General features: G+C 75.7%; 12 protein-coding genes and 1 riboswitch. Of the genes, 2 read left to right on the forward strand and 10 right to left on the reverse strand.

The window, feature by feature from the left end; all coding sequences use genetic code 11:
- Positions 1 to 13: 13 nt before the first annotated feature.
- The 8 genes from E5225_RS16080 to E5225_RS16115 form a co-directional block, all read right to left on the reverse strand.
- Positions 14 to 1,990: an IucA/IucC family protein gene (locus E5225_RS16080; RefSeq protein ID WP_135974333.1), complete on the reverse strand. Its 1,977-nt coding sequence runs from the start codon at positions 1,988 to 1,990 to the stop codon at positions 14 to 16.
- Positions 1,987 to 2,616 carry a GNAT family N-acetyltransferase gene (locus E5225_RS16085; RefSeq protein ID WP_135974334.1) on the reverse strand — a complete coding sequence of 210 codons (630 nt, stop codon included), beginning with the start codon at positions 2,614 to 2,616 and terminating at the stop codon, positions 1,987 to 1,989. Before E5225_RS16085 ends, E5225_RS16080 begins: the two co-directional genes overlap by 4 nt.
- Positions 2,613 to 4,016 carry a lysine N(6)-hydroxylase/L-ornithine N(5)-oxygenase family protein gene (locus tag E5225_RS16090; protein WP_135974335.1) on the reverse strand — a complete coding sequence of 468 codons (1,404 nt, stop codon included), beginning with the start codon at positions 4,014 to 4,016 and terminating at the stop codon, positions 2,613 to 2,615. The genes E5225_RS16085 and E5225_RS16090 overlap by 4 nt, the downstream gene beginning before the upstream one ends.
- Entirely contained in the window at positions 4,013 to 5,515 is a 1,503-nt protein-coding gene (locus tag E5225_RS16095; RefSeq protein WP_135974336.1) for a pyridoxal phosphate-dependent decarboxylase family protein, read from the reverse strand. The genes E5225_RS16090 and E5225_RS16095 overlap by 4 nt, the downstream gene beginning before the upstream one ends.
- A gap of 113 nt (positions 5,516 to 5,628) precedes the next feature.
- Positions 5,629 to 6,396, reverse strand: a complete 768-nt coding sequence (locus E5225_RS16100; protein WP_135974337.1) for an alpha/beta hydrolase — start codon at positions 6,394 to 6,396, stop codon at positions 5,629 to 5,631.
- A 105-nt stretch (positions 6,397 to 6,501) separates the two neighbouring features.
- Positions 6,502 to 7,473, reverse strand: coding sequence for a class A beta-lactamase (gene bla / locus E5225_RS16105; RefSeq protein ID WP_135974338.1), 972 nt, complete (start codon positions 7,471 to 7,473; stop codon positions 6,502 to 6,504).
- A gap of 130 nt (positions 7,474 to 7,603) precedes the next feature.
- Positions 7,604 to 8,065, reverse strand: a complete 462-nt coding sequence (locus E5225_RS16110) for a VOC family protein (protein ID WP_243738338.1) — start codon at positions 8,063 to 8,065, stop codon at positions 7,604 to 7,606.
- Positions 8,066 to 8,457: 392 nt separating this feature from the next.
- Entirely contained in the window at positions 8,458 to 8,937 is a 480-nt protein-coding gene (locus E5225_RS16115; protein ID WP_243738339.1) for a MarR family winged helix-turn-helix transcriptional regulator, read from the reverse strand.
- A 107-nt stretch (positions 8,938 to 9,044) separates the two neighbouring features.
- On the opposite strand from E5225_RS16115, the gene E5225_RS16120 reads away from it, so the two are divergent.
- Together E5225_RS16120 and E5225_RS16125 are read left to right on the forward strand one after the other, a co-directional pair.
- Complete coding sequence (locus E5225_RS16120; protein ID WP_424945144.1) at positions 9,045 to 10,937, forward strand: ABC transporter ATP-binding protein; 1,893 nt, start codon at positions 9,045 to 9,047, stop codon at positions 10,935 to 10,937.
- 90 nt (positions 10,938 to 11,027) lie between these two features.
- On the forward strand, positions 11,028 to 12,017 hold the full coding sequence (locus E5225_RS16125) for a carboxylesterase family protein (protein ID WP_166436014.1): 990 nt from the start codon (positions 11,028 to 11,030) through the stop codon (positions 12,015 to 12,017).
- Between the two features lie 26 nt (positions 12,018 to 12,043).
- Here E5225_RS16125 and E5225_RS16130 read toward each other — a convergent pair whose 3' ends face one another.
- Both E5225_RS16130 and E5225_RS16135 read right to left on the reverse strand, forming a co-directional pair.
- Positions 12,044 to 12,751, reverse strand: coding sequence for a YqjF family protein (locus E5225_RS16130; RefSeq protein ID WP_135974340.1), 708 nt, complete (start codon positions 12,749 to 12,751; stop codon positions 12,044 to 12,046).
- 180 nt (positions 12,752 to 12,931) lie between these two features.
- A complete protein-coding gene (locus E5225_RS16135) occupies positions 12,932 to 13,246 on the reverse strand; it encodes a DMT family transporter (protein ID WP_135974341.1) in 315 nt (104 codons plus the stop codon).
- A gap of 11 nt (positions 13,247 to 13,257) precedes the next feature.
- Positions 13,258 to 13,327, reverse strand: a riboswitch (guanidine-III (ykkC-III) riboswitch).
- Positions 13,328 to 13,389 lie beyond the last annotated feature (62 nt).

Consider the following 13,389-nt stretch of genomic DNA (forward strand, 5'->3'; position numbering starts at 1 on the left):
GCAGTCTCACACGTCAGGCAGTCTCGCCCGTCGCGCCGCGGGCGGCCCGGCCGGCCCGGTCGCCCGTTCCGGCGTCGCCCGCCCGGTCGTCGCCCGGCCGGCCGTCACCCGGTCGGCCGACGCCCGCAGGGGCGACACCGACCGGGCTGCCACCCCCGGCGACCGCCCCGCGGGCCACCGGGTTCGCGAGCGTCCCCGCGTAGATGAGCGACGACGACTGGTCCGCCAGGTCGACCATCTGCAGCGTGTTGCGCAGCTGCAGCCGGTTGAGGCAGGAGTGCGCGAACCGGGCGGCGCGCAGGTCGACGCCCGACGGCAGGTCCGGGTGGTCGGCCGCGTGCGCGTCGATCGTCTCCGCGACGACGCCCCAGAACACGCCCTCGGTGAGCACGCCGTCGGTCACGAGCACGGCCGCGAGGTGCCGCAGCACGCCGTCGAACACGTCGGTGAACACGGCCAGCGCCTTCTCGTCGTCGTCGACGACGGCCCGGATGCGCTCCACCTCCGGCGGCAGGGGACGGTCGGACAGGACGGCGACCTCCTCGCCGATGTCCTTGAGGAACGCGCCGACGGGCACGTGGTCGGCCCACACGAGGATGACGTTCTCGCCGTGCGGCATGAACGCGAGGTCGTGCGCGCGCAGGCAGTGCACCAGCGGGCGCAGGTAGACGCGCAGGTACGCGCGCAGCCAGTCGGCCGGGTCGAGGCCCGACGCGCGGACCGCCGCGGTGGCGAACGCGTCGCCGGCGGCGTCGCGGTGCAGCAGGGCCGCCATCGTCGTCGCCCGCTGCCCGGGCGCCAGCAGCGTGTGCGGCTGCTCGCGCCACAGCGCGGCGAGCATCTTGCGGTGCGCGTTCGGGCGGGGCGTGCGGTGGTAGACGTCGCCCGTGTACCCGATCGACGCGCGCTCGCGCAGCACCCGCACGCCGCACGCGGCGAGCTCGGGGTCGGTGTCGACGAGGTCCGCCACCCAGTCGTTGATCGCCGGGGTGGCGCGCATGTACGCGGGCGACAGGCCGCGCAGGAAGCCCATGTTCTGGATCGCGACGGCCGTCTTGACGTAGTGCCGGTCGGGGCGGTCGGCGTTGAGGAACGTGCGCACGGACTGCTGCGCTCGGTAGGTGTCGTCCGACTCGCCGAGCAGGACGAGGTCGCGGCGGGCGACGTCGGGCGCGAACGTCACCGCGACGCGGTGCTCCCACTGCCACGGGTGCACGGGCAGGTACCGGTAGTCGGCGGGGTCGAGGCCGAGGTCGCGCAGCCGGGCCGCGAAGCGGTCGCGCGTCGCCGGGTCGAGCTCGTGCCGGTACAGCGCGTCCTCGGTGAGCCCCGCGCCCGTGGCGACGTGGCTGACGGCGCGGCGCGCGGCGAGCCACACGAGGCGGACGGACCGCCCGGCCTCCGGCGCGTAGGCGTCGTGCTCGCCGACGCCGTAGCCGATGCGGCCGTTGTTCGCCACGAACGACGGGTGCCCCTCCGTCATCGCCTGCTCGACGTCGGCGAGGCCGGCGTGCAGCAGCTCGGCGCTGCTCGGCCCGCCGCGCGCGCGCCGGTACGCCGCGCTCGCGAGCGTCGAGGACAGCTCCTCGAGGTACAGCGCGAGCAGGTCGTCCGGGATGCGCAGCAGCGGCTGCAGCTCGAGCACGAGGTCCAGCACGTCGAGCGGCGCCGGGCGGCCGTCGCGCTCGCGGGTGAGCGTCGCGCGGTCGACGGCCCAGTGCTCGAGCGCCAGCCGCCGCGCCCGGAAGCGGTAGACGGCGCGGACGCCGCCGGGGGCGTCGAGCGTCACGACGTACGGGCGCTCCTGGCCCTGCCGGGCGGGCAGCGACCGGTCGAGCGACGGTGCGAGCAGCCGCTCGTGCGCGAACTCGGCGAGCGCCTTCGCGACGAGGTGGCGCTGCGCGGCCTCCAGGTGCTCGGGCGTGAGGTGCTCGGCGGGGTGCGGCGAGCGGGCGACGGTGGGCGCGGGGGCCAGGGCGGTCGACGTCATCGGGCGTCCTCGTGGGTCGTGGCGGCGCCGAGCCGGCTGGCGGCGAAGTCGTCGCGTGTGCACACGGACAACGCGGCCCGCTTGCCGGGCAGGTCGACCTCGCGCACGACGCGGAAGCCCGCGGCGGCGTTCTTGGCGGCGATGGCGGTGTTGCGGACGTCCGGCTCGACGACGACGCGCTGGGCGCGCAGCGTGCCGAAGCAGAAGCGCATCGTCGCGGCCATGACGGCGTCGGTGAGGCCGTGCAGGCGCGGCCCCTCGGGCGGGGCGACGAGCAGGTGCATGCCCACGTCGCCCGTGCGGGCGCGGTAGAGGCCCGCGAGCAGGACGCGCGACGGGTCGTACGTCTCGACCATGAACGCCGGGCGCCCGGCGACGCGGCCGATCCACGCGTGCTCGTCGGTGGCCGCCGCGAGCCGCTGCTCGTACGCCAGCACCTCGTCGAGCCCGAGGTCCGTCATCCGCCAGGACGCGGACGCCGGGTGCGTGAGCCAGTGGTGCAGGACGAGGGCGTCACGCTCGGGGACGACGCGGTCGAGCCGGACCGGCCCGATGCGCTTCCACGCCTCGTCGCGCACGGTCTGCGCGGACAGCGGCTCGGTCGCCTGCGAGCGCCAGCCGGTCACCGGCCGCCCTCGTCGGCGAGGGCGGCGGCGGGCGCCGCGAGGGTGGCGGCGGGCGCGGCCGGCGCCGGCACCGTGCCGGCCGGGGGCGGCTCGTGACCGGTCGGCACGCCGAACTCCTGGAACGCGATGCGCCGCTCGCGCGGGTACACCTCGCGCCCGCACACCGCCGCCAGGATCGCGGACGACCGCCACGGGCCGAAGCCCAGGTCCGGCGCGGTGAGCCCGTGCGTGTGCTCCTCGCCGTTCTGCACGAACACGCGGCCGCGGCCGCCGTCGACGGAGTAGTCGCGGGCCACGTCCAGCCGCCCGCGCTCGTCCCAGGCGAGCCGGTGCGCGATGCCGAGGACGACGTCCGGCACCTGCGCCGCGTACCCGGTGGCCAGCACGAGCGCCTCGGTCGTGCGCTCGTGCTCCGTGCCGAGCTGCGCGTGCCGCAGCCGCAGCGTGTACCGCGCGCCGTCCCACGACGCGCCCAGCACCTCGGTGTCGGTGAGCAGCGTGGTGGGCACGGGTCCGGCGGCGCTCCTGCGGTAGAGGGCGTCGTAGATGTCGTCGACGAGGCCGGCGCTGATGCCCTTGGAGAGGCCGCGCTGCTCGCGCGCGAGCCGGTCGCGGACGTCCACCGGCAGGGCGTGGAAGTGGTCGGTGTACTCCGGCGACGTCATCTCGAGGGTCAGCTTCGTGTACTCCATCGGGAAGAAGCGGGGCGAGCGCGTGACCCAGTCCAGGCGCGGACCGCCCGGGCCGGTGGACTCGAGCAGGTCGCGGTAGACCTCCGCGGCGGACTGGCCCGATCCGACGACGGTGACGGAGGCGGCGGCCCGGAGCCGGTCCCGCTGCGGCAGGTAGTCCGACGAGTGCACGACCGGCCCGCCGAGCCCGCGCAGCGCCGCCGGGACGACCGGCTGCGTGCCGACGCCGAGCACCACGTGGCGCGTCCGGTAGGACTCCACGCCGCCGTCCGTCGTGCGCGCGTGCACGACGTACAGGTCGTCGTCGTGCGGGTCGACCTCGACCGACGTCACGGTCCGGCCCCACCGGAGCGCGGGCAGCTGCGCGGCCACCCACCGGCAGTACGCGTCGTACTCCGCGCGCAGCGGGTAGAAGCTCTCGCGGATGTAGAACGCGTAGAGCCGGCCCGTCGCCTTGAGCCACGCGAGGAACGAGTACGGGCTGGTCGGGTCGGCCATCGTCACGAGGTCCGCGAGGAACGGGACCTGGGTCGTCGCGCCCTCGAGCATCATCCCGGGGTGCCAGCGGAACTCCGGGGCCGTGTCGAGGAAGACCGTGTCGAGGTCGAGCGGCGCCGCGAGAGCCGCCAGGCCGAGGTTGAACGGGCCGATGCCGACGCCGACGACGTCGTGCACGCGCGCGTCGGTGGGGCTCGCCGCCCCGCTCACCGCGCCACCGCCGCGTCCGCGGCCAGCAGGTCGCCGCCCTCGACCAGCGCGGCCGCCGCCTGCCGGACCAGCTCGAGCACGCGCCGCACGTCCGCGACCGTCGTGGCCGGGTTGAGCAGCGTGAGCTTGAGGCACGGGCGGCCGTCGACGGTCGTGCGGGCCACGAGGGCGCGGCCGGAGTCGAACAGCACGCGGCGCACCTGCGCGACGAGGGCGTCGGCGCGCGCGTCGTCCAGCCCGTCGGGCTGGTACCGGAACATCACGGTGGACAGGTCGGTCGGGGACAGCAGGCGCAGGTCGGGGTCGGCGCCGACGACCCGGTGCACGGCGGCGGCCAGGTCGATCGTCGCGTCGACCATGTCCCCGATGCCGTCCGCGCCGAGCGCACGCAGCGTCGCCCACAGCTTGAGCGCGTCGAACCGGCGGGTCGTCTGCAGGGACACGTCGACCTGGTTCGGCTCCTGCTCGCCCGCGGGGTTGAGGTAGTCCGCGTGGTGCGCGACGAGCCGCAGGTCGGCGGCGTGCCGCACGACCAGCGCGGACGACGACACGGGCTGGAAGAAGGCCTTGTGGAAGTCCACCGTCACCGAGCGGGCGCGCTCGACGCCGTCGAGCAGGTGCCGGCGCGTGCGGCTGACCAGCAGCCCGCAGCCGTACGCCGCGTCGACGTGCAGCCACACGTCGGCGGCGTCGCACGTGTCGGCGATCGCCGCGAGCGGGTCGACGCACCCGCGGTCGGTCGTGCCGGCGGTCGCGACGACGACCATCGGCAGGCGCGCGTCCTCCTCGACGTGCCGCAGCGCGATGGCCAGGGCGTCGGGGCGCATCCGGCCCTGCTCGTCCACGGGGACGAGCCGCACCGCGTCCGGCGCGAGCCCCAGCAGGCGCGCGGACTGCTGCACCGAGAAGTGGCTGGAGGCGGTCGCGAGCACGACCAGGTCGCGGCCGGCGGCACCCGGCGCGGACGCCAGCGCGTGCTCGCGCGCCAGCAGCAGCGCCTGCAGGTTCGACTGCGTGCCGCCCGACGTGAAGATGCCGCCGCCGGCGAGGAAGCCGATGCGGCCCGCGGTCCACGCGACGAGCCGGCGCTCCATGAGCGTGCCGACCGTCGACTGGTCGTAGGTGTCGACGCTCGCGTTCACCGCGGCGATCACGGCCTCCGCGGCGACCGCCGGCACGGCCACCGGGCAGTTGAGGTGCGCGGTGTACGCGGGGTCGTGGAACCACACGGCGTGCTGCGCGAACAGCTCGTCGACCTCTCGCAGCGCGGCGGCCGTCCCGCGGCCGGGACCGTCGAGGTCGACCGCGTCGACGAGCGCCTGCAGGTGCTCGCGGCTCGCGCCCGAGAAGGGCTGGGTGGTGGTGCGGAACCGAGCCGCGACCCGGTCGACGGTGCCGCGCATCGCGTCGACGTAGGCGTCGGCGGTGGCGGCGGACAGCAGCTCGTGCACGCGTGGTACTCCCCCTGCGGCGGGCACGTCCCGCTGCGGGACGCGCATGTGAGGCGGACCTCAGTTAGGCGTGCCTAACGTACGCGAATCGGACGATCCGTCAAGGAGCGTCCGCGCGGTCGCCGGGGGGCCGCGACCGGGCGTTCGGCCGTCCGCGCAGGTCAGCGCGTGCGCACCGGCAGCCAGTCGAGGACGTCGCGGATGTGCTCGTCCCAGAACCCCCACTCGTGGTCGCCGGGGTGGACGTGCGCGTCGACCTCGACGCCGCGCGCTGCGGCGTGCTCGACGAAGAGGTGCTGGGCGTCCAGCAGGAAGTCCTGCGACCCGCACGTCGCGTACAGCGCGGGCAGCGACGCCGGGTCGGCGCGGTCGAGCAGCGTCAGCAGGTCGTCGTCCGTGCCCGCCGGGTCCGCGCCGGCCCACACGTGCGGCACCCGCACGTGGAGGTCCGCCGCCCGCGGCCCGCCCACCACGAGCGCCCCCGAGAGGCTCGCCGCCGCCGCGAACCGCTCCGGCTGCCGCAGCGCCCACTTGAACGCGCCGTACCCGCCCATCGACAGGCCCGCGACGAACGTGTCTTCGCGCCGGTCCGACACGCGGAAGAAGTGCTGCACCACCCGCGGCAGCTCCTCCGACAGGTACGTCCAGTACCGCCCGCCGTGCGCCTCGTCGGTGTAGAACGACCGCGCCACGCGCGGCATCACGACCGCGATCCCGCGCTCGGCGACGTACCGCTCGATCGACGTGCGCCGCAGCCAGATCGTCTCGTCGTCGCTCAGCCCGTGCAGCAGGTACAGCACGGGCGGCGGCCCGGCGAGGTCCGAGCCGCCCATGCCGATCTGGCCGCGCGCCGCCTCCGGCAGCAGCACGGTCACCGACGTGTTCAGCTCGAGCGCCTCGGAGAAGAAGTGGCAGGTCAGCAGCGCCATCGCGGCATCCTTCCGGTGGTGGGGTACGGCTCGACGCTAGCCGGGCCGCGAGGCGACGGCGCGGCCGGTGGGGTCCGTCAGGCAGTGCGCGTCAGGCGGTGCGTGTCAGGCGGTGCGCGCCGCCAGCAGCGCGTCCAGGACGACGGCCGCCGCCTCCGCGAGCGGGGCATCGGTGCGCTCGGCGTCCGGGGACGGCCGGTCCGTCAGGATCGCGAGCACGACCGGCGCGCCCTCGGGTGTGCCGAGCGGCCCCGGCCAGACGACGGCGACGTCGTTGCGGGTGGCGTACGCGCCGGCGCCCGTCTTGTCGCCGACGGTCCACCCGGGGCGGGCGGCGGCGCGGACCAGCGCGTCCCCGGTGGTGTTGCGGACCAGCCAGTCGGCGAGGACCTCGCGCTCGCGCGCACCGAGCGCGTCGCCGACGACCAGGGTGCCGTACGTCGCCGCGAGCGCGCGGGGCGTGCTGGTGTCGCGCTCGTCGCCGGGTGCGGTGGCGTTGAGCCCGGGCTCCCAGCGGTCGCTGCGCGTGACGTCGTCGCCGATGCCCCGCACGTAGGCCGTGAGGCCCGTGGGCCCGCCGGCATCCCGCAGCAGCAGGTTGCCCGCGGTGTTGTCGCTGTACCGGACCGCCGCGTCGCCGAGCTCGCGCCACGTCATCGTGCCGCCGATCCGCTCCCCCGTGACGGGCGAGAAGTCCACGAGGTCGTCGGCCGTGACGGGGACCGCCTCGTCGAGTCCCGCGACCCCACGTGCTGCCAGGACCGCGGCCGCCGCGAGCGGCTTGACCGTCGAGCAGAACGCGAACCGCTCGTCGGCGCGGTGGCCGGTCGTGCGGCCCTGCGCGGTGTCGACCGCGTGCACCCCGAGGCGCACGCCGTGCCGCGCCTCGACGTCCGCGAGCGCGGCCGTGAGGTCGAGGGCGGGCGGGGCGGTGGGCGTCGCGGACGGCGTCGGGGTGGACGTCGCGGTCGCGACCGACGACGTGGCGTCACGTGGCGCGGTGCACGCGGCGACGAGCAGCGCGAGCGCGCCGACCTGCAGGACGGCGCGGCGGCTCGGGCCGGACGCGTGCGACATCGTGAACCTCCGTGCGGGGGACGGCCGGGACGTGCACCGCCCGCCGACGCCCATCATGCCCGGGCGGAGTGCGCCGGGCGCCGATGGGTGGGGCGAGGACGCGTCGGCCGCTGCCGCCCGTCCCCGCGCGTCAGACGAACAGGCAGAACGGGTGGGCGTCGAGGTCGAGCATGACCCGGACCTCGTCCTGCGGCTGGACGTCGGCCTCCCGCGCGCCGCACTCCAGCGCCCACGCGACGGCCGCGTCGAGGTCGTCGACCTGGATGTCGAGGTGCTGCGTCGACCGCTGCTCCCCGGCCCGGGCGGGCCACACCGGCGGCGTCCACTCGCGCTCGTGCTCGACGTTGATGGTCATCCCGGCCTCGCCCGCGGGCGGCTTCACCTGCGCCCACGTGATGCCGTTCGGGTCGCCGGGGTCGGCCTCCTCCTCGACGGTCACGCGCCCGCCGAGCAGCCGCGCGTAGAAGTGCGCCTGCTCGTGCGGGCGCGCGGTGCTGATCGTCATGGAGGTCGCCCGCAGCCGCGGCCGCGCGGCGCCCCCGCCGGACGGGGAGGTGCCGGACGAGGAGGTGCCGAAGGCGTCGTCGCTCATCCTCGGGATGCTGCCACGCCCCACCGACACCCTCCCCCGCCCCCTCCCCCGCTCCCCTCTCCCCACCCGCCACTCCCCCACGAACCCGGACTTCCTCAGCACCCCCGCGCCCACGCCCTGACGAAGTCCGGGTTCGACGGGGGGTGAAGGGGTGGGACGGGCGGGGTCGGCCGCGGGCGACGAGATCCGGGTTCGACGCCCGGTGACACCGGGCCTGGCGGCGTGGAACGTCGTCACGAGGCCGCCACGCCCGGGTTCAACCGCCCGGGTAGGTGCCGGTCAGCCGCGGGCGACGCGGGCCGGGTTCGATGCCCGGTGACACCGGGCCTGGCGGCCGGGAACGGGGTCACGAGGCCGCCGGGCCCGGGTTCACCGCCGGGCAGCGGGCCGGGTCAGCCGCGGGCGACGCGGCGGAGGAGGGTCAGCAGCTCGGTCTGCTCCGCGGGGGTCAGGACGTCGAGGCGGGCGCGCGCGCCCTCCTGGCGGCGCTCCGACAGCCGCGCGAGCTGCGCGCGGCCCGCGTCGGTGAGCTCCACGAGCGTCGCGCGGCGGTCCGCCGGGTCGGGGACGCGCCGCACCCAGCCGTCCTCCTCGGCCTGGTCGACCTTCGACGTGACGGAGCGGGGCGCCACGTCGAGGACGTCGGCGAGCTCGCCCAGCCGGCGCGGCCGGTCGCAGCGGTCGAGGGTGCGCAGCAGCCGCAGCTGCCCGGGCGTCATCTCGTGGCCGAGCAGCTCGGACGCCTCGCGCCGGACGTTGCGGAGCACGTCGTGCAGGAGCTCGAGGAACTCCTCGGACGGGCCGGTCGGCCCGCCGTTGCGGGGCGCGCCGTCGGCCGGCGGGGCGTCGTCCTCGTGCAGCGGGGCGTCCACGGGTCGAGGCTAGTCGGGAATGAAACCGAAGTGAATCGCGCTCATGGTGAGGTAACCTCACTAATCGCGGTCGCACCGGCCGCCCACCTCCGGACCCAGGAGGCCCCATGACTCCCCCCTCGATGCCCAGCGGCGGCAACGCCGTCCGCGGCTTCACGCGCGACCCCGCGGTCAAGGCCCAGCGCCTGCACCGCGGCTCGCTGCGCCGCATCCTCGCGTTCGCGCGCCCCTACCGCGCCCAGCTCGCGGTCTTCCTCGTCCTCATCGCGCTCGGCGCCGCCGCCGGCGCCCTCACCCCCTGGCTGCTGCAGCGGCTCATCGACGACGGCATCAACCGCGGCGACACCCGCGTCGTCGTCGGCGTCGCCGCCACGGTCGCCGGCCTCGCGGTCGTCTCCGCGATCCTCGGCGTCGCCGAGCGGTGGGTGTCGGCGCGCATCGGCGAGGGCCTGATCCACGACCTGCGCACCGCGGTGTTCGACCACGTGCAGCGCATGCCGCTCGCGTTCTTCTCCCGCGCCCGCACGGGCGCGCTCGTGCAGCGGCTCAACGGCGACGTGCTGGGCGCCCAGCAGGCGTTCACGTCCACGCTGTCCAACGTCGTGAGCAACTCGCTCACGGTCGCGTTCGTGCTGGCCGCGATGCTGTCGATGTCGTGGCAGCTCACGCTGCTCTCGCTCGTCCTGCTGCCCGTCTTCGTGCTGCCCGCCCGGTGGTTCGGGCGCAAGATCGCCGCGATCACGCGCGAGTCCTACGAGCTCGGCGCCGACGCCTCGCAGACGATGACCGAGCGGTTCAACGTCGCCGGCGCGCACCTGGTGAAGGTCTTCGGCGACCCGGCGGTCGAGTCCGCCGCCTACGCCGAGCAGACCGCGCGCGTGCGCGACATCGGCGTCAAGCGCGCCCTGTACTCGACGTGGTTCCGCATCGGCCTGACCACCGTGGCGTCCATCGCGACCGCGATCGTCTACGGCCTCGGCGGCCTGCTCGCCATCCGCGACGAGCTCACCGTCGGCGTCGTCGTCGCGCTCGCCGCCTACCTCGGCCGGCTCTACGGCCCGCTGACCGCGATGTCGAACGTGCAGGTCGACGTCATGACCGCGCTCGTCTCCTTCGAGCGCGTGCTCGAGGTGCTCGACCTCGTCCCGACCGTCGGCGAGAAGCCCGACGCCGCGGACCTGCGCACGGCCGTCGCCGCGCGCGGCGCGAGCGTCGAGCTCGACCACGTCGCCTTCCGGTACCCCTCCGCCGGCGAGGTCTCGCTCGCGTCGCTCGAGTCGGTCGCGACCCTCAGCCACGACCCCGTCGCCGACACCCTCCACGACGTCACGTTCTCCGTGCCCGCGGGCGCGATGGTCGCCCTCGTCGGCCCCTCGGGCGCCGGCAAGACGACGATCTCGCAGCTCGTCACGCGCATGTACGACCCCACGCGGGGCGCCGTCCGGATCGCCGGGCAGGACCTGCGCGACGTCACGGCCGAGTCGCTGCGTGCGACCGTCGGCGTCGTCAGCCAGGAGGCGCACCTCTTCCACGACACGATCGCGGGCAACCTCCGCTTCGCCCGGCCCGACGCCACCGACGCGGACATCGAGCGGGCCCTGCGCGCCGCGCACGTGTGGGACCTCGTCGCGTCGCTGCCGGACGGCATCGGGACCGTCGTCGGCGACCGCGGCTACCGCCTCTCGGGCGGCGAGCGCCAGCGGCTCGCGATCGCGCGGCTGCTGCTCAAGGCGCCCGACGTCGTCGTGCTGGACGAGGCCACGGCCCACCTCGACTCGGAGTCCGAGGCGGCCGTGCAGGCCGCCCTCGACGAGGCGCTCACCGGGCGGACCTCGCTGGTCATCGCGCACCGCCTCTCCACCGTCCGGCAGGCCGACCTCATCGTGGTCGTCGAGGCGGGACGCGTCGTCGAGCAGGGCACGCACGCCGACCTGCTCGCCCGCGGCGGCCTGTACGCGGACCTGTACCGCACGCAGTTCGCGCAGGCCGCGGTCGCCTGAGCCGCCCGCCCCGCGCCGATCCCCGGAGGCGGGCGTACCGTCGATGAGATGGGGGCTAACAGGGGCAGGACGGGCATCCGCGCATGCCTGGTGGCAGCGGCGGCACTCGCGGTGGGGGCGTGCGGCACGGGGACGACGGAGCCGACGGCGACGTCGTCGTCGACGACGACGACGCCGACCGGGTCCGCGTCACCGAGCGCGACGAGCAGCGCGAGCGGCACCGCCACGGGCGACGCCGTGGCGAGCCCGTCGCTCGAGAGCCTGCAGGAGCAGGTGGTGGACCAGTTCGAGCCGATGGAGTACGACGACGCCGAGGCCGGCCTCACCATCCGGTACCACCTGTTCCTCCCGGAGGGCTACGACGGCGACGAGTCGTACCCGATGGTCGTGTTCATCTCCGACTCCAGCCGCGTCGGCGACGACGTCGGCGCGCCGCTCGCCGACTACGGCGCGCTGATCTGGGCGAGCGAGCAGCAGCAGGCGCGCCAGCCCACCCTCGTCCTCGTCCCGCAGTACCCCGAGGTGATCATCGACGACCTCGACGGACACACCGTCAGCGACTACGTCGACATGACGGCCGGCCTGATCCGGGCCGTGCAGGAGGACTACGAGGTCGACTCCGACCGCATCTACGGCACCGGCCAGTCCATGGGCGCGATGACGGTCATGTACCTCGCCGCCCAGCAGCCGGACCTGTTCGCCGCCGAGCTCCTCGTCTCCGGCCAGTGGGACACGGCCGACCTGCAGGGCCTGACGGAGGAGACGTTCGTGTACGTCGCCGCCGGCGGGGACGAGCGGGCCACGCGCGGGCAGGACGACGTCGAGGCGATGCTCGACGAGGCGAACGTGCCCTTCGGGACCGCGACGTGGGACGCCACGTGGTCGCCGACGCGCCTCGAGGAGGCCGCGGACGAGCTGCTCGCCGACGACGACCGGATCTACTTCGTCACCTTCGAGGCGGGCACGGTCCTGGAGGCCGGCGGGTCGGACGACGGGCGCACCAGCGAGCACATGGCGTCGTTCCAGCCGGCCTACGAGATCGCGGCCCTGCGCGACTGGCTGGTCGAGCAGGAGGACTGACGGACCGTCCCCCGCCGCCCCCACCGTCAGCGGGGCAGCAGGCGGGGCGCGCCGATGCGGACGTCCACGCCCGGGGACCACGTCACGTGCGGCGCCCCCGACGGCGCGGGCAGCCCGCACCACGTCAGCAGGTCGGTGTCGAGCTCGGTCACGCCCGCCGCGTGCAGGGGCCACGCCGCGTGGTCGACCGGCACGCGCCACAGCCGCCCCGCGCGCTGCGTGTACGCGTTCCACCGGCCCGTCACGGAGTCGAGCCAGCGGTCGGGCGCCACGCGGCCGCCGGGCACCACGGTCGCCCGCAGCGCGCCGCCCGCGGCACCGCGCGCCGCGTACGTCGTCAGGCCCGCCGCGTCGCGCACCGCCCCCTGCGCGCGCCGGTACGGCAGCCCGATGGAGCGCAGCCCCGCGACCACGGCCGCGCGCGAGCACAGCAGCGTGAGGAACCACAGCCCGTCGGTCCCGCTGGCGGGGTGGCGCACGTACGTGCGCACGTTCACCTCGACGACGCGTGACCACGGCGGCGGGGACGGCAGCCCGGGCGCCCGCAGGTCCCGCAGCAGGAACGGGGTCACCGCGACCCACGCCGCACCGTCGACGACGTCGGGCACGAGGCCGTCGGGCAGCAGCGGCGCGATGTCGTCGGGACGGCACGGCCAGTGCAGGAACGTCAGGGACTCCCAGCGCATGAGGCTCACGGGCACGCGCACCCGGGCGTCGGGCAGCCGTCCGCTCACCGTCGCGCCCCGATGCGCGCGGTGCGGTCCACGCCGTCCGCCGGCTCGCCGACCCCTACCCGTCCCACGTCACCGCCCGGTGCTGACCCGGCTGGGCGGCCCTCCCGGGCCGCCCCCGCCTCACGACCATCCTGTCCCGGGTGGCGCCCGCGGTCGCGCCGAGGGCCGGTACGCGGCGCGTCAGTGCGTGAGCTTGAGCCCGACGACGCAGCCGACGATGCCGAGGATGAGCAGCACCTTCACCAGCGACGCCGGCTCGGCGCCGGTCGCCATCGCGTACAGCACGGTCAGCGACGCGCCGATGCCCACCCACACGGCGTAGGCGGTCCCGGTCGGCAGCTCGCGCATCGCGTACGCGAGGCCGCCCATCGACGCCAGCAGGGCGACGCCGAACACGACCGTCGGGCCGACCCTCGAGAAGCCGTCGGAGCGCCCGAGGGCGGTCGCCCACACGGCCTCGAGGACACCGGACAGGGCGAGCACGAGCCAGGACATGCGGACCCCCGTGGCCGCCGTCTTGTCGCCCTCCGGGTACGGCGCCGCTCGTCCGGGGGGCCGCTCACGACGCGGCGCACGTCACGACACGGTGCGCACGGGCGCGGCCCCGCGGCCATCGTGGCACACGGGGCGCGCCCGCC

The sequence above is a fragment of the Cellulomonas shaoxiangyii genome, assembly GCF_004798685.1.
Taxonomy (GTDB): Bacteria; Actinomycetota; Actinomycetes; order Actinomycetales; family Cellulomonadaceae; genus Cellulomonas; species Cellulomonas shaoxiangyii.